General features: G+C 70.4%; 15 protein-coding genes and 5 tRNA genes. 7 read left to right on the plus strand and 13 right to left on the minus strand.

Annotated elements, in window-relative coordinates; genetic code table 11:
• Positions 1–670: 670 nt before the first annotated feature.
• The 7 genes from fabG to A7B18_RS04575 form a co-directional block, all read right to left on the minus strand.
• Positions 671–1,417 (minus strand): 3-oxoacyl-[acyl-carrier-protein] reductase, encoded by a 747-nt coding sequence (fabG, locus tag A7B18_RS04545; RefSeq protein WP_102125512.1) that lies wholly within the window; start codon positions 1,415–1,417, stop codon positions 671–673.
• Positions 1,414–1,956: a DinB family protein gene (locus tag A7B18_RS04550; protein ID WP_102125513.1), complete on the minus strand. Its 543-nt coding sequence runs from the start codon at positions 1,954–1,956 to the stop codon at positions 1,414–1,416. Before A7B18_RS04550 ends, fabG begins: the two co-directional genes overlap by 4 nt.
• Entirely contained in the window at positions 1,953–2,849 is an 897-nt protein-coding gene (gene fabD, locus A7B18_RS04555; RefSeq protein ID WP_102125514.1) for an ACP S-malonyltransferase, read from the minus strand. The genes A7B18_RS04550 and fabD overlap by 4 nt, the downstream gene beginning before the upstream one ends.
• Positions 2,846–3,895, minus strand: coding sequence for a beta-ketoacyl-ACP synthase III (locus tag A7B18_RS04560; RefSeq protein WP_102125515.1), 1,050 nt, complete (start codon positions 3,893–3,895; stop codon positions 2,846–2,848). The genes fabD and A7B18_RS04560 overlap by 4 nt, the downstream gene beginning before the upstream one ends.
• Positions 3,896–4,026: 131 nt before the next feature.
• Entirely contained in the window at positions 4,027–5,559 is a 1,533-nt protein-coding gene (tig, locus tag A7B18_RS04565) for a trigger factor (protein WP_102125516.1), read from the minus strand.
• A 248-nt stretch (positions 5,560–5,807) separates the two neighbouring features.
• Positions 5,808–5,893: transfer RNA gene (locus tag A7B18_RS04570), tRNA-Leu, on the minus strand.
• Between the two features lie 62 nt (positions 5,894–5,955).
• Positions 5,956–6,032, minus strand: a tRNA-His gene (locus A7B18_RS04575).
• 137 nt (positions 6,033–6,169) lie between these two features.
• Here A7B18_RS04575 and A7B18_RS04580 point away from each other — a divergent pair.
• The 4 genes from A7B18_RS04580 to A7B18_RS04595 all read left to right on the plus strand — a co-directional run bounded on the left by A7B18_RS04580 (position 6,170) and on the right by A7B18_RS04595 (position 11,097).
• Positions 6,170–7,312, plus strand: coding sequence for an acyl-CoA dehydrogenase family protein (locus A7B18_RS04580; protein ID WP_102125517.1), 1,143 nt, complete (start codon positions 6,170–6,172; stop codon positions 7,310–7,312).
• A gap of 505 nt (positions 7,313–7,817) precedes the next feature.
• The gene (lon, locus tag A7B18_RS04585; RefSeq protein WP_102125518.1) at positions 7,818–10,283 is read left to right on the plus strand and encodes an endopeptidase La; all 2,466 of its coding nucleotides are present in this window, start codon (positions 7,818–7,820) and stop codon (positions 10,281–10,283) included.
• A gap of 130 nt (positions 10,284–10,413) precedes the next feature.
• Complete coding sequence (locus A7B18_RS04590; protein ID WP_102125519.1) at positions 10,414–10,941, plus strand: YqgE/AlgH family protein; 528 nt, start codon at positions 10,414–10,416, stop codon at positions 10,939–10,941.
• Between the two features lie 81 nt (positions 10,942–11,022).
• Positions 11,023–11,097, plus strand: a tRNA-Asn gene (locus tag A7B18_RS04595).
• Positions 11,098–11,281: 184 nt separating this feature from the next.
• On the opposite strand, the gene A7B18_RS04600 is transcribed toward A7B18_RS04595, so the two are convergent.
• The 6 genes from A7B18_RS04600 to A7B18_RS22820 form a co-directional block, all read right to left on the minus strand.
• Positions 11,282–11,357, minus strand: a tRNA-Phe gene (locus A7B18_RS04600).
• Between the two features lie 18 nt (positions 11,358–11,375).
• Positions 11,376–11,451, minus strand: a tRNA-Asp gene (locus A7B18_RS04605).
• Between the two features lie 80 nt (positions 11,452–11,531).
• Complete coding sequence (locus tag A7B18_RS04610; RefSeq protein WP_102125520.1) at positions 11,532–12,293, minus strand: metallophosphoesterase; 762 nt, start codon at positions 12,291–12,293, stop codon at positions 11,532–11,534.
• A 12-nt stretch (positions 12,294–12,305) separates the two neighbouring features.
• The gene (locus tag A7B18_RS04615) at positions 12,306–12,905 is read right to left on the minus strand and encodes a single-stranded DNA-binding protein (protein ID WP_102125521.1); all 600 of its coding nucleotides are present in this window, start codon (positions 12,903–12,905) and stop codon (positions 12,306–12,308) included.
• Positions 12,906–13,097: 192 nt separating this feature from the next.
• Entirely contained in the window at positions 13,098–14,210 is a 1,113-nt protein-coding gene (locus A7B18_RS04620; protein WP_102125522.1) for a YbfB/YjiJ family MFS transporter, read from the minus strand.
• Positions 14,211–14,245: 35 nt separating this feature from the next.
• Positions 14,246–15,463 carry a cytochrome P450 gene (locus tag A7B18_RS22820; protein WP_102125523.1) on the minus strand — a complete coding sequence of 406 codons (1,218 nt, stop codon included), beginning with the start codon at positions 15,461–15,463 and terminating at the stop codon, positions 14,246–14,248.
• A 70-nt stretch (positions 15,464–15,533) separates the two neighbouring features.
• On the opposite strand from A7B18_RS22820, the gene A7B18_RS04630 reads away from it, so the two are divergent.
• From A7B18_RS04630 to A7B18_RS04640, 3 genes are read left to right on the plus strand one after another with little or no spacing between them, the layout of a single operon-like run.
• Positions 15,534–16,088 (plus strand): UbiX family flavin prenyltransferase, encoded by a 555-nt coding sequence (locus A7B18_RS04630; protein WP_245872747.1) that lies wholly within the window; start codon positions 15,534–15,536, stop codon positions 16,086–16,088.
• A complete protein-coding gene (gene ispD, locus A7B18_RS04635; RefSeq protein WP_102125524.1) occupies positions 16,076–16,756 on the plus strand; it encodes a 2-C-methyl-D-erythritol 4-phosphate cytidylyltransferase in 681 nt (226 codons plus the stop codon). The genes A7B18_RS04630 and ispD overlap by 13 nt, the downstream gene beginning before the upstream one ends.
• Positions 16,746–17,621 carry a 4-(cytidine 5'-diphospho)-2-C-methyl-D-erythritol kinase gene (locus A7B18_RS04640; RefSeq protein WP_102125525.1) on the plus strand — a complete coding sequence of 292 codons (876 nt, stop codon included), beginning with the start codon at positions 16,746–16,748 and terminating at the stop codon, positions 17,619–17,621. The genes ispD and A7B18_RS04640 overlap by 11 nt, the downstream gene beginning before the upstream one ends.
• The last annotated feature ends 77 nt before the right edge of the window (positions 17,622–17,698 follow it).

Here is a 17,698-nt window from a genome sequence, read left to right on the forward strand (position 1 = left end):
GCCCCAGCAAAAGGAAAACCCCGGTTTCCCGGGGGCGCGTCCAGCAGGGCAGAGGCTTCAGGGGACGAGAGGGCTTACTTCAGGGCCTGAATGAGGTGCGCCAGGGCGGTGATCAGGACCGCGACGGTGCCGAGGATCGCAAGGACCTCAGCCGTCTTTGGACGCCTTTTCCTCCGCTTCTCACGCGTGGTAGGATGCTTCTTGCGTGGTGAGCGCATAGCACCCACCCCCTTTCCGCGCCCGGAGCTGCCAACTCCGGGCGCTTTCGCGTTTGGAGTGGCCCCTCTCGTTTGTTCCCCTTGTCATGAAACCCGCCCAGGCTGGACAGGGGCAGTATACGGGAGCGGCGCGTGGAAGCAGCGAACCTCAGCGGTCCGTCGTCTCGACGTGACGCTCACACCCGTCGTGCTCGAACATGGCCCGCCCGTCCATCGCCGAGAGAGCGTTGGTACAGACGCCCCAGTCTGAAGCAAATTTGCCGCCTATGGCGGGGCTCGCAAGGCTTGTCATCCTGAGCGCAGCGAAGGGTCCCCTCGTTTGGGGATGCTTCGCTTGCGCTCAGCATGACAATATTTTTGCACTCTGCCGTAATTCAACGTGGAAGATGCCGTTCCAGCACTGCGGATGCGGCTCCTCCCTCTCCGCGTCGTCGCTGCTTCTCCGCCATACCTCAGTGCGGGTATAGCCCCCCGTCCACCCCGATGACCTGCCCCGTGATGTACCCGGCGGCGTCCGAGGCCAGGAACGCCACGAGCGCGGCGACCTCCCCCGGCTGGCCGAAGCGACCGAGCGGGATGCCGCCCAGGTACGTCTTCTGCACGTCCTCCGGGAGCCCCGCCGTCATGTCCGACTCGATGAAGCCGGGGGCGACCGCGTTCACGGTGATGCCGCGCCCGCCGTACTCCTTGGCGAGCGCCTTGGTCAGGCCGATCAGCCCCGCCTTGCTGGCGACGTAGTTGGCCTGGCCGGGGTTGCCCATCAGGCCCACCACGGAGGCGATGTTGACGATGCGGCCCGTGCGCGCGCGCATCATGTGCTTGATCGCGGCGCGGCTGGCGGCGAAGGCGCTGCCCAGGTTGGTGTCGAGAACGGCGTCCCAGTCCTCGTCCTTCATGCGGACGGCGAGGGTGTCCCGCGTGATCCCGGCATTGTTCACGAGCACGTCGAGACGTCCCATCGCCTTGATCACGTCCTCGACGAGTGTGCTCGCGTTGGCGGGCGTGGAGAGGTCGGCGCCGAACACCTGCGCGGGCACGCCGAGGGCGCGAATTTCCTCGGCCACGCGTTCGGCCTCCGATTGATTCCTGCCGTAATGCACCGCTACGCCGAAGCCCGCGCGTGCGAGCGAGAGGGCCGTCGCGCGCCCGAGGCCCCGGCTGGAACCGGTGACGAGGGCGACTTTCTGGGGTTGGGTCATGCCTGCTCCAGACGGGTCTTCACGCCGCCGAGATGGTGGCGGTTGTGGTAGAGGGTGAAGAGCAGCATCTCCCGCACGCTGAGTTCGCCCAGCACGGGGTGTGTCAGCGCGAAGCGGTCGAGGTCGGCCTCGGTCCAGCCCGCCAGCGCCGTGCGGACGGCGGCGGTGGCCTGCGCGTACTCCTCGACGAGGGTGGCCTGATCGCCCTGGGGATCGGGCACGTACCGGCCCGACGCCTTGGCCCCGCCCGCCAGCGCGTCGCGGTACTGGTCGCGGATGTCGAGGTAGGACCGCGAGGCCCGCCCCACCCCCCGCCGCCCGAGACGGTCCCGCGGAATCTGGAGGGCCTGGGCGACCGGCGCGTTCGAGAGCGTCAGGTGGTGGAGGTGGTGGGCCGGGGACCAGTCCTGGGCCGAGCCGCGCGTGAAGTCCTCGGCGGGCAGCTTGCGCAGATAGGTCACCACCTCCCCCTGCATCTGGGCGAGCGCCTGGAGGAGTTCTTCGCGGGTGTAGGCAGATTGAGCTTGCAGCGTGGTCATCCGAGATCGCCCGATTGTCCCACGTTCAGGGTCCGGGCGTCCGGCAGAATGCGTTTGACGAGGCCCGTGAGCACCGTGCCCGGGCCGAACTCGACGAAGGTGTCCGCCCCCAGGTCCGCGAGCCGCCGCACCGTCTCCACCCAGCGCACGCTCCCCGTGATCTGCCGCGCGAGCAGCCCCGGCAGGGCGGCGGGGTCCTCGTTCGGCTCGGCGGTCACGTTCGCCAGCACCGGGAAGGCGAGGGGGCCGAAGGTGGTGGCGTGCAGGTCGGGCGTCAGGGCGTCCTGCGCAGGACGCATCAGCGCGCAGTGGAAGGGCGCACTCACCTTGAGGGGAATGACCTTCAGGCCCCGGCCCTTGAGTTCGGCGGCGGCGGCGTCCACGGCGGCCTTCTCCCCGGAGATGACCGTCTGGGTCGGCGCGTTGAAGTTGGCAGGCTGCACGACGCCCTGTGCCCCCGCGCACACCTCGCGCACCACATCCGGGTCGCCCATCACGGCGCTCATCGCCCCGACGCCGACGGGCACAGCCTCCTGCATCAGCTCACCGCGCCGACGGGTCAGCCGCAGCGCGTCGGCGAGCCCCAGCGTTCCGGCGGCGACGAGGGCGCTGTACTCGCCCAGCGAATGCCCGGCGGCGAAGGCCGGGGATAATCCCGTTTTGGCCTGCCACGCCCGGTAGGCGGCGACCGACGCGGCGACGAGCGCGGGCTGCTGGTTGGCGGTGAGGGTCAACTCCTCCAATGGCCCGGTCTCGATCAACGACCGCAGGCCGGGGAGGGTCCGCTCGGTCTCGGCGTACACGGCCTCGGCCTCGGGGAAGGCGGCGGTGAGGTCGGCTCCCATGCCGACGGCGTGCGAGCCCTGGCCTGGGAAGAGAGCGGCGATGGTCACACGCCCACCGCTTCGCGCTCCGCCCGCGCCACGAGGCTGGGGGCCCCGCCCCACCACTTCATCGTCGAGGCCGCCCAACTCAGGCCGCCGCCGAACGCGACGAGGAGGAGCTGCTGGCCGTCGCGGATGCGCCCGTCGTCGAGGGCCTCCCGCAGGGCGAGGGGCACGGTGGCGCTCGACGTGTTGCCGTAGCGCCCCAGGTTGACGACCGTCTTGCTCAGGGGCATCCCCACCCGCTCGCACGCCGCCTCGATGATGCGGATGTTGGCCTGGTGGGGAACCAGCCAGTCCACGTCCGCGCTGCTCAGGCCCGTCTTGGCGAGGACCTCGTTGCCGCTGTCGCCGAGCACGCGCACGGCGAACTTGAAGACCTCGCGGCCATTCATCCCGACCGTCTCGCCCATCTCGAAGCCGCCGGGCAACCGGGGAGCGGCGCAGCGCAGGTAGAGGCTGGAGCCGCCCGCGCCGTCGGCCCCGAGCACGAAGTGCTGGAAGCCGTAGCCCTGGGGCACCGGGCCCACGACCGCCGCGCCGCCCCCGTCCCCGAAGAGGATGGCGGTGTTGCGGTCATCCTGGTCCACGATCTTGGAGAGGGCCTCGGCGCCCACGACGAGCCCCCGCCGCGCCGTGCCCGCCAGGATCAGGCCCTGCGCCACGCTCAGGCCGTACACGAAGCCGCTGCACGCCGTCGAGAGGTCGAAGGCGGCGGCCCCGGTCAGGCCCACCTGCATGGCGATGAGGGCCGCCGTCGAGGGCATCAGGGCGTCGGGGCTCACCGTCGCGCAGATCACGGCGTCCACCTCGAGCAGCGCGTCCGGATCACGCGCGAGCAGGTCACGCACGGCGCCCACCCCCACGTCCGAGGTGTACTCGTCCGGAGCGGCGAAGCGGCGCTCGCGGATGCCGGTGCGGCTCTCGATCCACTCGGCGTTCGTGTCGATCCGCGCCTCGAAGTCCGCGTTCGTGACCCTTCTAGGCGGCGCGTACGTGCCGAGGGCCGTGATGCCGAGGCTGGGGCGGGTGCCGGGGATCGGGGAAGCGGTCATGCGCAAACCGTATCATTCTTTGAACAGGCGTTCAAGGAATTGCGGGACTCGGTGCAAAGGGCCTCCTCTGAAAGGGAGAGGGGCACGTCCCGGCGGACGTGCCCCTCCCCTGGCGCCGCGTGTGGGGACGATTACTCGGTGCGCTGCTCCTGGGGTTGGTCCCCGGTTTGCGGCTCATCGGTAGCGTCCTGGGCGCCGGTCTGCGCGGTGAGCGACTGCTCATCGGTCGTCGCCTCCGGTTGCTCGACCACCATTTCCTGCGCACCGACCGGGGCCGACTCGGCGGCGTCGCTGCTGTCCGCCTCCTGGGTCGTCTGCCCGGCGCTCTGCGCTTGAACACCGTCCTGGGCCGCGTCGGTCTCGTCACCGCTGGGGGACGCTTCCTCAGTCTGAGCACCCTCACCCGTGGTCGTCGCCGTCTGGGTCTGCGCGCTCGCCAACCCGGCCAGGGCCTGCTGGAGGCCCTTCTCGCGGGTCAGGCTGACGAGGTAGCCGTTCAGGCCGTTCGGCCCGAGCTGGGTGCGAAGCTGCTGAAGGGTCAGGCCGTTGCTCTGGGCCAGCGCGTTCAGGGACGCGTCGAACTCGGCCTGGGTGACCTGCACCTTCAGGTCGTCGGCGAGCTGCTCCAGCGCGAGGTCACGGCGGACGCGGGCCTCGGCGTTCTTCGTCAGGTCGGCCATGAATTCGTCGAGCTTGCCCTGCTCCTGCATGAAGGTCTCGTACTCGGCCCACTTCACGCCCTGGCGGCCCAGGTCGTCCTGAATCTCCTCGAGCATCGCCTCGCGGCGGCGGTCGATCAGCGCGCGGGGAATCTCGGCCCCCATCCCCTCCACGAGCCCCGTCACGAACTCCTCGCGGCGGGCGGCGTCGCCCTCCTGGCGGGCGCGGCGCTCCAGTTCGGCGCGCAGGTCGGTGCGCAGGCGGTCCAGCGAGTCGAAGTTCAGGCTCTTGGCGAAGTCGTCGTCGAGAGCTTGAAGCTGCTTGGTCTGCACGCCCTGCACCCGCACCCGGACGGTGTGCTCGGGGTGCTCGTGGTCGCCGTGGCTATGGGCGGGGACGGTGATCTCCACCTCGTCGCCCACGTTCTTGCCGATCAATGCGTCGCGCACGTGCGGCTCGGCCACGTCGAGGTAGACGGGGTAGGTGCCGCCCTCCTCGCCGAGTTCCTCGATGGTCACCTGATCGGTCGCCTCGATGGGACGCTCGGCGGCCTGGAAGGTCGCGTTGCGCTCCTGGAGGTCGGCCAGCGTGCGGCCCAGCACCTCGTCGGTGATCTCGGGGGAAGCCGCCGTGAGCTGCACGCCCCTCCAGTCGCCCAGGGTGACTTCCGGGTACGTCTCGCCGTTCACCGTGAAGTCGAAGCCCTGCCCGCTCGTCAGCGCGCCCGGATTGATCTGCGCGTCCACGAGGTTGAGCCCGAGTTCGCGGGCGGCCTGCGGGTAGTGGGCCTGGAGGAGGCGCTCACGGACCTCCTGCTCGACATAGCCCTTGCCCACGCGGTTTTCGAGCACCTTGCGCGGCGCCTTGCCGGGCCGGAAGCCGGGCACGCGCACGTCGCGCGCGAGTCCCGCCCAGACCTGCTCGTAGGCGCGGTTCACCTCGGCGGCGGGCACCGCGACCCGGAATTGCACCTTGTTGCCTTCACGACTGATCAGCTCTGCCATACGTCTCCCATCCTGGCGCTCCCGTGCCCGGCCCGCTTGTTGCGCGGACTTCGGGTGGGGCGGGTCCTCTCGTGTGCCTGTGCCGCGCTCGCGCCCCCATCCCGAGTCGGAGCCGGGGCGCGCGACATGCCGCCGCGCATCATAAAGCCTGGGGCGCCGGGTGCGCGACTGCTCCGTAACGGTCCCACCGCGAGGGGTCAAAAGGTGCGGCGGCCCGCCGGAAAGACCGTGGGCCGCCGTCTTGCTGGTGGTGCGAGGAAAGGGACTTGAACCCTCACTCCCTCCGGGAACCAGATCCTAAGTCTGGTGCGTCTACCAGTTCCGCCATCCCCGCACACGTCAGGTCCCATCAAGGGAGAACCCCGGCCTCCACGCAGGGCGGTGACCGGGGCAGCTTGGGGTGGATTATGGGACTTGAACCCACGGCCTCCGCTTCCACAGAGCGGCGCTCTAACCAACTGAGCTAAACCCACCGCGCGCCCTTGCAGGCCCACACATCTTAGAGGGGGGGAGGCGGGGTGTCAATTGGTCCTGGGAGCAGGCCAAAGGGCCTACGTTCTTCTCCTTCCCACAACCCCCGGCCCTTCCCGACGCTACCCTGTTCCCACCTATGGAATTCAATCTGCCCGAGGACCTGCGGGACGTGCAGGCGACCGTCCGCGACTTCATGCTCAACGTGGTCGAGCCGTGCGCCCACGAGATCGAGGAGACGAACCGCGTTCCCGCCGAGCTGATGCGCGGGGCCGCCGACCTGGGCCTCTTCGGCCTGAGCATTCCCGAGGACTACGGCGGGGTGGGGCTCGGGGCCCTGGGCCGCTGCGCCGTGTACGAGGCGCTGGGGCAGGGACACATGGGCTTCGGAGGCGTGATCAGCGCGCACGCCTCCATCGGCACGAGCGGTCTGGTCAAATTGGGCAGCGAGGAGCAGAAGCGCAGGTTCCTCCCCCGCATGGCGAGCGGCGAGTGCATCGCGGGCTTTGCTATCACCGAGCCCAGCAGTGGGTCGGACGCGGCGAACATCCGCACCCGGGCGGAGCGGAAGGGGAACTGCTACGTTCTCAACGGCACGAAGCATTACATCTCCAACGCGCCCATCGCGGGCGTGCTGACCGTCATCGCCATCACCGACCCCTCGAAGGGCACGCGCGGCATGAGTGCTTTCCTGGTCGAGCCGCAGAGCACGCCCGGTGTTCGCGTGGGCAAGATCGACGAGAAGATGGGCCAGAAGGGCTCGCTCTCCGCCGAGGTCATCTTCGAGAACGCCGAGATTTCCGCCGAGAACCTCCTCGGCCCCGAGCACCTGGGCTACCGCGAGGCGCTGGGCATCCTGACGAACGGGCGGGTGGGGATCGCCGCGCGCTCGACGGGGGCCATGCAGCGCCTCCTCGACCTCTCCATCAATCATGCCAAGAGCCGCGAGCAGTTCGGCCAGCCCATCGCCGAGTTCCAGGCGGTCCAGTTCATGCTCGCGGAGATGGAGGTCGCCATCCAGACGAGTCGCCTGCTGTGGCAAAAGGTCGCCTGGATGGTCGAGCAGGGCCAGGACGTGCGCCGCATGGCCTCGGTGGCGAAGTACCACGCGACCGAGATGCTCTCCCAGGTCGCCGACAAGGCCGTGCAGGTCGCGGGCGGCATGGGCTACATGAAGGACTCGCCCGTCGAGCGGTACTACCGCGACCAGAGGTTGCTCCGGATTTACGAGGGCACCAGCGAGATTCAGAAGCTGATCATCGCGCGCGACTTGCTGGCGTAGGCAGTCCGGCTCTGACCTGTAGCTTTCGCCAGCAGGGACGGATCTACGAGGCGAGGTTTCCAGGAGAAAATCAGGTTGTCTACCTCTGCGACGATTGTGAATCCGTTTGGTACGAGCGAATTCACTTGGCGTCAAGCCCTCCCAGTGCCCTCCACGCCGAATTCAGACAGCGAGGTTTGCCTGAGAACTGGGAGCTGTTGACTGATCTCAAAAAGTTGTGAAGCAGTCGAAACTTGGGCAGGCCGATGACGGGAGTTGGCCTGCCTGGGAGCTTGCCGTTCCTCACCCCCTCAACCCTAAACGTTGCGTCAGCTTCCCAAAACGCCCGGATCATCCTGCCGGGCGTAGGGTTTTCTTGTGCTGGACGCGCTGTAGACCGTTCGGTGGGGCACAGTGCTGCGCTTGCCACTCTCCCCGAAAGTTGATATAGTTGCACTCAAGTTTCCTGGCATCTCCAGCGCCAGAAGCTCCACCGCAGGACCGCTTTCGGGCGAAAGGAGCCTCCATGCCCACCGAAAACCTTCCCACCCCGCTGCCCGCCAACGTGCCCGTGTGCCCGGTGCGCGGCAGCGTCATTTACCCGACGATGGTGCAGCACATCGACGCCAGCCGCGCCGTCTCCATCCAGGCCATCGAGGCGGCGATGGGGGGCGAGAAGGTCATTCTGATCGTCTCCCAGCGCGACAAGGACGTGGACGACCCGCAGGGGAGCGACCTTTACGACGTGGGTACGGCCTGCAACGTGCTGCGCGTGCGCAAGAACCCCGACGGCACCGTGCAGATGCTCGTGGCCGCCACGTCGCGCGCCCGCGTGACGCGCTACACCCGGGGCGATTACCTCAAGGCCGACATCGTGGCGCTGCCGACCGAGACGGGCGATCCCGTCGAACTCCAGGCCCTGACCCGCGAGCTGCGTGAGAAGTTCGAGATCGTGGCACAGGGCGGCAAGGTGAGCGCCGAGAGCGTCCAGGCCATCCAGGGCAAGGACAACGCCGGTGAGATGGCCGACCACATCGCCTTCAACCTCGACTTCAAGCTGGAGGACAAGCAGGCGATCCTGGAGGCCACCCGGGTGACCGACCGCATCCGCCGGGTGCTGACCCTCCTCGACACCGAGCAGGAGGTGCAGGCCGTCCAGGCCCGCATCCGCGCCCAGGTCAAGGAGGAGATCGACAAGAACCAGCGCGAGTACTATCTGCGCGAGCAGATGAAGGTCATCCAGAAGGAACTCCAGGGTGGTGAGGACGGCGAGGAGGGCGACGAAGCCGAAGTTTTCCGCGCCAAGATCGACGCGCTGGGCCTGAGGCCCGAGGTCAAAAAGGAGATCGACCGCGAGGTCAACCGTCTGGGCCGGATGCATCCTGACGCCGCCGAGGCGTCCGTCATCCGCACCTACCTCACCTGGGTCACCGAACTCCCCTGGAACGTCCGCAGCGAGGACCGGCTGGACGTGCCCGAGGCCGCCAAGATTCTCGACGACGACCACTACGGCTTGGAGAAGGTCAAGGACCGCGTGCTGGAGTTCCTCGCCGTGCGTAGATTGCGCAAGGAGCGGGCCGAGCGTGGCGAGATCGACGCCGCCGAGGTCAACAAGGGGCCGATCCTGGTGTTCACGGGCCCTCCTGGTGTCGGCAAGACGAGCATCGCGCAGAGCATCGCCAAGGCGCTGGGGCGCAAGTACGTCCGCATCGCCCTGGGCGGCGCGCGGGACGAGAGCGATATCCGCGGTCACCGCCGCACCTACATCGGCGCGATGCCGGGGCGGCTTATCCAGGGGATGCGGACGGCGGGCACCAAAAACCCGGTGATCCTGCTCGACGAGGTGGACAAGCTGGGATCGAGCTACCAGGGGGACCCCTCCAGCGCGCTGCTCGAAGTCCTCGACCCGGCGCAGAACCAGCACTTCACCGACCACTACCTCGGCGTGGCCTTCGATCTCAGCGAGGTCATGTTCATCGCCACGGCGAACTACCCCGAGCAGATTCCCGCCGCCCTGATGGACCGCATGGAGGTCATCGACTTCTCCTCGTACATCGAGCAGGAGAAGCTGGAGATCGCCAAGCGCTACCTGCTGCCCCGCCAGCTCGTGCAAAACGGGCTTAAGGAGAACCAGATCGGCTTCACGGACGCGGCGCTGGAGCGGCTGATCAGCCACTACACCCGCGAGGCGGGCGTGCGCAACCTGGAGCGCGAGATCGGCACGGTGGCCCGCAAGGTCGCCCGCCGCATCGCCACCGGGGAGGTCAAGCGGGTCAAGGTGACCGACAAGGAACTCGACCGCTACCTCGGCCAGAGCCGCTACCAGCCCGAGTCGGAGGCGCGCGAGGACATGGTGGGGGTGTCCACGGGGATGTTCTACACCCCCGTCGGCGGCGACATCCTCTTCGTGGAGACCTCGGTGATGCCCGGCAAGGGGGGCCTCGTCCTGACCGGCCAGCTCGGCGACGTGATGAAGGAGTCGGCCCGCGCCGCCCTGACGTACGCGAAGAGCAACGCGGGGCGCTTCCACCTCGACCGCGAGAAGATCGACAACTCCGAAATCCACATCCACGTCCCGGCGGGGGCGATCCCCAAGGAAGGTCCCAGCGCGGGCGGCGCCATCGCCACCAGCCTGATCTCGGCCCTCAGCGGCGTCCCGGCGCGGCGTGACGTGGCGATGACGGGAGAGATGACCCTGACGGGGCGGTACCTGCCCATCGGCGGCCTGAAGGAGAAGGTGCTCGGCGCGCGGCGCGCGGGCATCCGCCACATCATCATGCCCAAGGCGAACGAGGCGGACCTGCGGGACATCCCGCTGCACCTGCGCTCCTCGATGCGCTTCCACCCCTGCGAGACGGTGGACGAGGTGCTCGACGTGGCCCTCGTCGGCGGGCTGGCGGCGCTGGAACGCGGCACGGACGCTCCCCTGGAGGTGACCCCGCCCGCTCCGAAGCGCAAGTCCACCCGGCGGGCACCCGGCGCGAGCGCGTAAAGTCAGCCCCTCTCGCCTGCCCTCCCTCGGTCACCCGCCGGGGGAGGGTTTTTGGTGCCGTCTCTGCCACGGCTTACGCCCGGTTAACCCTCCAGGGGCTCCCTGCCCGGCAGCGTTTATCCTGTCCCCGATGCCTGCGCCGCTGACGTTCCTGGTCGCCAGCCCCCACCTGCACGGGTTCTTCGGGGGCGCGGTGATCTTGCTGCTCGAACACGACGAGAAGGGGGCGATGGGGCTGGTCGTCACCTCACCGCTGCGGCAGACGGTGCAGGAACTCCTCCCCGACGTGCCCGGGGGGGAGGCGGGGGGCGCGTGGTCGGGCGGCCCGGTGGACCCCACGGTGGGGTGGTGCCTGTACCGCGATCCCACGAATCTGCCCGGAGAGGTGCGCCTCGCTCCTGGCCTGCTCGTGACGAGCAGCCTCGACGTGTTGCGGGCGGTGATGGCGAGCGGGCAGACCTTCATGCTGCTCCTGGGCTACGCGGGGTGGGCGGCGGGCCAGCTCACCGAGGAGGCGCGCGAGGGCACCTGGCTGTGGGTCGAGCAGGACACCCCCGACCTCCTCTGGAAGGTGCCCACCGAGGAACGCTGGCAGGCCGCCCTCGACCGCCTGGGGGTCAACCCGGAGACGATCATGCCGGGGGGAGCGCAGGCCTAGAGACTCCTCCGTCGCTTGCAGGATCGGAGGGGGCCGTGCTAGTATCCCTCTCGCGCCGGAAACGGCTCGCCACCGCGGTATTCGGCAGTAGCTCAGTGGCAGAGCGTCCGACTGTTAATCGGATGGTCGTAGGTTCGACCCCTACCTGCCGAGCCACAAGAGAACAACCTCGTCGCTGACGGGGTTTTCTTTTTATTGTTCTTGGGGCAGAGGGTGCTTCGCCGCCGTGATCGCGTTCTCCGAAGCTGGGAGACAAGCCTACGATCATGTCTCGTCGCATCAAGTTCACGAACCAGGTTCAAAACAAAATATCCCCGTCCAGGACGGGGACTTTTGCGTCTGGTGGCCAGGGCCGGACTTGAACCGGCGACCCAACGATTTTCAGTCGTTTGCTCTACCAGCTGAGCTACCTAGCCGTGCCCCAGAAAGGGCCTTGGCGGTCCGGACGGGATTTGAACCCGCGACCTACTGCGTGACAGGCAGTTATGCTAACCGCTACACTACCGGACCACACGCGCCGCAAAAAGCAGCGGGGTTAAGGATAGCCGCGCCCCCCGGGCTTGTCAACCGGCCCACAGTTGCGCCCCCGCCTAGAAGGGCACGGCCCGCACCCCCTGCACCGGCTCGGGCAACGTGGGGTCGAGCAGGAGTTCGAGGTACTCGCGCTCGGGGAGAGCGTCGATGATGGCGAAGCCCGCCTCGCGGTCGAGGAGGATGCCGCCGCCAGGCTGGGTGTGGCCGTACACGCCGAAGCTCAGGCCCGCCCGGCGAACGTACTCGGGGGTCTCGCGAAACCAGCGTTTGGCGCCCGGGTCGGCGTAGAAGAGGTCGTCGTAGTGGGTGTGGGCGGGCAGGGGCGAGACGTGCGCAAAGTGCACGCCCCCCACGCGCAGTTCGCGGACAAAGCCCTCCATCCAGCCCCGCAACGTCCCGGGCAGGAGCTGACCGCCGTGCGCGGGGTCAAACTCCACGTGGACGAGCCCGCCGCTCGTGCCCAGGACGAACCGGGGGTCGAGCACCGCGGCGTCGTGGTTGCCGAGCACGATGTGAACGGCCCGGGGGGCGGCCTCCTGGTAGGCCCGCAGCCGCTCCAGGTGCCTGACCTGCTCGCGCGCCGCGATGAGCAGATGATCCGGGTCGCGCGGGTTGAAGCGGGCCACGCCCGTCAGGCGCTCGTAGTCCCGCAGGCTTTTGGGATGCACGAGGTCGCCGAGGAGCACCACCTGGTACAGCCCGGCCTGCACCGGGGGCGTCGGGCGAAAGTGCGCGTCCACGCAGCTCGCCGCCCGCAACGCCCCCCACAGCCCGTCCCAGTCGGCGTGCACGTCCCCGACTGCGATGAATTTGCGCACGCGAAAGCCTCCCTAGCCCTTCAAGATCGCCTGGAGTTCCTTGTAGATGGCGCGGCTTTCTTGCACCGTCTCGCCGTAGCCGCGCAGCAGCACCCGGGTCGCCTCGCCCCCCTTGCCCGCCGCCTTGAGCTGTTCGAGCAGCTCCTCGATGTGGCGCCGGGCCTTGTCCATCTGGGGATCACGGGGGGGGTCGGGCAGACGCGGCGTGCTCCTGGCGGCGGGCGTCTCTCCCACCTCCGCGTCGAGGTCGCTCGTGTTCGGGCCGTCCTCCGGGTCGTACTCCACCCACTGCCCCTCCGCCGGGGTGGGCACGCCGAAAAAGCGCGCCGCGTCGGCCAGGGCGCGGAGCTTGGCGTCGTGGAGGGTGTGGCCGCCGCTCAGCCCCTCGCGGGTGGCTCCTCCGACGGTCAGGCGGGCGCGGACCACGGGCGGCTCGGCGCTCTCGCAGGCCCACCCGAGGGACCAGCTCTCGTCCACGGGGTCGAGGTGGGGGGCGAGGGCGTCGGGGTCGGGGGCGAGGGTCACGCGGGCCTGGTCGCCGCGCACCTCGGCCACCGCCCAGGCGGTCAGGGCGGCGCGCAGGGCCTCGCGGATGGAGTGGGGGTCGGCCATATACGCGCCGGATTCTAGCGGCCAGGGGCGCCGGGAGGGGGGCGAGGTGACATTCGTCAACCCCGACCCCTGACGACCCGCCATGCCGGGGGCGCACCCGACCCCCTTGAATGCAGTGGAACTCTCGGGTCACGTTGGGATACCGACGAAAGCAGAATTGAGAGCGCATTAGTCCCTGGGCACGCCGAACACCTACCTCTGCCCCCACGCCAACCCCGCCCCCGCCAGCAGCACGAGCGCCGAGACGCCCAGCCCGGCGCGCCGGCCCCCCACCCCGTCCGACAGCGCCCCCGTAAGCAGCGGCCCGAGGGTCTGCCCGGCGGCGAAGATCACCGTGAAGGCGGCGATGCCCCGGCCCCAGGCGGGCTCGGGCAGGCTGCGCCGCGCGAGGATGGTGGTGAAGGTGACGACGGCGAGGAAACTCCCGCCGAACAGCAGCCCCGACAGCAGCAGCGCCGCGGGGTGGGTGGAGAGCAGCGGCAACGTGGCCCCGACGGCGAGCGTGAACATCTGCGCACTCATCGCCCGCGCGCCGGGAAGGTGCGTAGCAGGCCGCTGCCAGAAGAGGGCGCTGAAGATGACCGCCAGCCCCAGCACCGCCCAGAAGGGGGTAATCAGCCCGCCCGCCCCGCTCAATCGCAGGAAGGCGACGATAAAGGTGATATACGCGATGTACCCGACCCCGAAACAGGCGTAGGCGGCAAAAGCCCGGGTCAGCGGCGCGAGGGAGGCGCGACCCGTTCCCGCCACACTCGCTCCCCGGTCGGGCAGACGGGCCAGGGCGGGAAGGGTGGCCCCGAGGGCGAGGAGAGACGCGCCGCCCAGGACCGCCCACGCTCCCCGCCACCCGTGGTTCAGGAGGGGCGGCAGCAGGAGGGCTGACGCGAGGATGCCCACCCCCGCCCCGCCGTAGAACACGCCGAGCAGCAGGGCACTCCTGGAGGGGTGGGCGCGGGCGGCCAGCGAGGCGAGCGCCCCGCCCGTCACGAACACGTAGGCGCCGCCGAGCCCCGCCAGAAAACGCAGGGCGAGCAGGGCCGGAGCCCACCCCGTCCCCGCGCAGGCGAGCAGGGCGAGGGCGGTGAGGCCCATCCCGAGCGCGAAGACCCGCCGCAGACCCAGCCGCGCCGCGACCCCGGTGGCCGTCAGCGCCCCGGCCAGGTACCCGACCGCGTTCGCCGCGTTCATCGCCCCCGCCAGGGTGAAGGACCAGCCCAGGTCCGCGCGCATGGCGGGCAGGATCAGGGCGTAGGCGAAGCGGGCGAAGCCGAGGGCCACCGCGCCCCCCAGGGAGAGGAGGGCCATCCTCCACAGCGCTTGAGGGAGGGACTCGGAGGGGGTCAACGGAGGCTCAGGCGCAGTTCCTGTAAGCCGCGCAGGGTGAAGTTCGGGCGGTAGGCGAGCGGTTGCTCCGGCACCCGGTAGTCCGGAAAGCGGGTCAGCAGCCGGGTCAGGAAGACGCTCCCCTCCAGCCGCGCGAGGCTCGCCCCCAAGCAGTAGTGCGCCCCCGCCGCGAAACCCAGGTGGTGGCGGGCATTCTCGCGGGCAAGGTCGAGGGCGTGCGGGTCATCGAAGACGCGCGGGTCGCGGTTGGCCCCGGCGAGGCTGACGCTGAGGAACGTCCCCGCCGGAAGTTCGACCTCCCCGAGCGTCAGCGGGTGGAGGGCCACCCGCCCCGTCCCCTGCACCGGGGAGAGGAAACGTAGCAGTTCCTCGACCGCGTTGCCCGCGCGCTCCGCCGGGTTCTCGGCCAGCCACGCCCGCTGATCCGGGGACTCGTGCAGGGCGTGGAGGCTCCCCGAGATCAGGTTGCTCGTCGTCTCGTGCCCGGCGACGAGGAGGAGAACGGCGTTGGCGAGGAGTTCTTCCCCGCTCAGCCGCCCCCCCTCGTTCCCGGCGGCGGCGAGGGCGGAGAGGAGGCCGGGTTGGGGCTTGGCGCGCAGGTCGTCCGCCAGGGTGCGGAAGTAGGAGCGCATCGCCCGCGCGTCGGCCTCCACCTGCGCCCAGCGTTCCGGCGTCACGTCCAGCCCGCCGATCAGGTCCGCCACGGAGGCCGACCACCCGCGGAAGCGCTCGGCGTCCGCACCGCTCAGGCCCAGCATCCGCACGATCACGGTGACGGGCAGGGGCACGGCGAGGGCGGCCACCCCGTCGGCCTCCCCCTGCCGGGCCGCCTCGTCCAGCAGTTCGTCCGTCAGCGACCCGATGAACTCGCGGCTCTCCTCCAGCACGCGCGGGGTGAAGGCCCGCTGAGCCAGCGAGCGCAGGCGGGTGTGACTCGGCCCGTCGTGGAAGAGCATCATCGGGGCCATCACGGCGTGGCTTTCGCTCGCCCGGAAGGCGTCGCCGCCCTCGTACTTGGTGGTGCGGACATGGGGGCTTTTCAGGGCCGCCGAAACCGACGCGTGGCCGGTCAGGAGCGCGAGACCCATCTGGGGGTCGTAGAGCACGGGCGAGACCTCGCGCGCCCGGTCGAGGAAGGCGGGCGGGTCGGCGAGGTGGCCGCCCTGCCAGAAGGCTTCGAGAATCGCCGCCCGGTCGGGGGAAGAGGTGGGCATGCCGACAGGCTACCCCCCGGCGCCCCTGCTAGCCTGCCCGCATGTGGCGGTGTCGGCGGGGAGCGGGAGCTTGAGGCTGGTCGTGGGCGTGAGCGGCGGGAGCGGCATTCCCTACGCCCTCTCCATCCTGCGCGCCCTGCACGAGTTGGGGGCCGAGACCCACCTGATCGTGAGCAGCGGCGCCAAACGGGTGATGACGGCGGAGGGCGGGCCGGGCCTCGCCGACCTCACCGCCCTGGCGAGCGTCACCCACGAGGACCGCGACCTCGCGGCGAGCGTGGCGAGCGGGAGTTACCGCACGGACGGGATGCTGGTCGTGCCGTGCTCCGCCGGAACGCTGGCGAAGGTCGCGCACGGCTTTGCCGACAACCTGCTCTCGCGGGCCGCCCACGTCACCCTCAAGGAGCGCCGCCGCCTCGTCCTCGTCGTGCGCGAGGACCCGCTGCCGCGCCCGATGCTGGAGAACATGCTGCGGGTCTTCGACGCGGGGGCCACCGTCATGACGGCCAGCCCCGGCTTCTACCACGCGCCGGAGAGCGTGGACGACCTCCTGCACTTCGTCACCGCGCGGGTGCTCGACCAGTTCGGGCTCGACGTGCCGAAGTTCAGGCGATGGCGCGAGTGAGGACGGGAAGCGTCGCCGCCCTCCTCCCCGCCGCCGGGTCGGGCACCCGCCTGGGCCGGGGGCCGAAAGCCTTCGTGGAGGTGGCGGGTGCGAGCCTGCTCGCGCGCAGCGTCGCCTGCCTCGCGCCCCTGGTGGACGAGGTGATCGTGGCGCTCCCGGAGGGGCTGGCCTTGCCCGGAGGTCTCCCCGCCCGCGCGGTCCCCGGCGGCCCCACCCGGCAGGAGAGCGTGCGGCGGCTGCTGGAGGCCACGGGCGCCGGGGTCGTCCTCGTCCACGACGCGGCGCGGCCCTTCCTCCCCTCGCGGGTGGTCCGCGAGGTGGCCGCCGCCGCGCGGGAGGTCGGTGCGGCGACGGCGGCCCTGCCGGTCGCGGACACCCTCGTGCGGGCGGGTGAAGGGGGCGGCTGGGGCGGCCTCGTCCCCCGCGAGGGGCTGTGGGCGGTGCAGACGCCGCAGGGTTTCCGGCGGGACACGCTCGCCCACGCGCACGAGAGAGCCCTGGCCGAGGGCTTCACCGCCACCGACGACGCGGGGCTGGTCGCGCGGCTGGGGGGCGAGGTCGCGCTCGTGCCGGGGGACGCGCGGCTGTTCAAGGTCACCACGCCCGGGGACCTCGCCCTGGCCCACGCGGTCGCGTTGCTGTGGGATGCTGGGGGGGATGACGCCTGAGCCCGAGGCCGCCGTGCCCCCCGTCTCCCCCACGCCGCATACGTACTTTGCGCCCGCCAAGGTGAACCTCGGCCTGAGCGTGCGTGACCAGCGCGCGGACGGCTACCACGAGCTGCACTCCATCATGGTGCCCCTGGCGGTCGGCGACGACCTGGAGATCGGCCCCGCCGAGACCCTGACCCTGCGGGTGGAGGGGGCCCCGGGCCTTCCCGCCGACGAGCGCAATCTGGTCTACCGGGCGGCGCGGGCGTACCTGGACGCGGCGGGGGGGGCGGGCGGCGCGCAAATCACCCTCCACAAGCGGCTGCCCCTCGCGTCGGGGCTCGGCGGCGGCAGCAGCGACGCGGCGACGACCCTGATGGCGCTGGCGCGGCTCTACCCCTCGGGCGTGAACCTCCCGGCGCTGGCCCGGTCGCTCGGCGCGGACGTGCCCTTCTTCCTGCTGGGCCGCGCCGCGATCAGCCAGGGAACCGGCGAGGTGCTGACCCCGCTGCCGGTGCCGCACGTGCCGCTCGTGCTCGTGAATCCCGGCGTGGAGGTCAGCGCGCGGGACGCCTACGCCTGGCTCGACGAGGAGGAGGACTACACCCCCGAACTCGACGTGGAGGGCATCCTGGCGGCCCTCACGGGCGGGCGGGCGGTGCCCTACCTCAACGCCCTGCAAGGTCCGGTCGCCGCCCGCCACGCCCCCGTCCGCGAGGCACTCGCCGCCCTCTCGGGGGTGGGCCTGCGCTCTCCGCTGATGAGCGGCAGCGGCGCGACCTGCTTTGCCCTGGCAGAGGGGGACGATCAGGCGCACGACGCGGCGGCCTTCCTGCGGGCGCGGCACCCCGGGTGGTGGGTGCAGGCGACGCGGACGCTGTAGGAGGCAGGCGGGCGACCCGGAAGACCGCCCGCGTTCCGGAGGCCAACACGGCCCCGGTGGCGGACGGTCTGCGCGCC

This window comes from Deinococcus planocerae (genome assembly GCF_002869765.1).
Taxonomy (GTDB): Bacteria; Deinococcota; Deinococci; order Deinococcales; family Deinococcaceae; genus Deinococcus; species Deinococcus planocerae.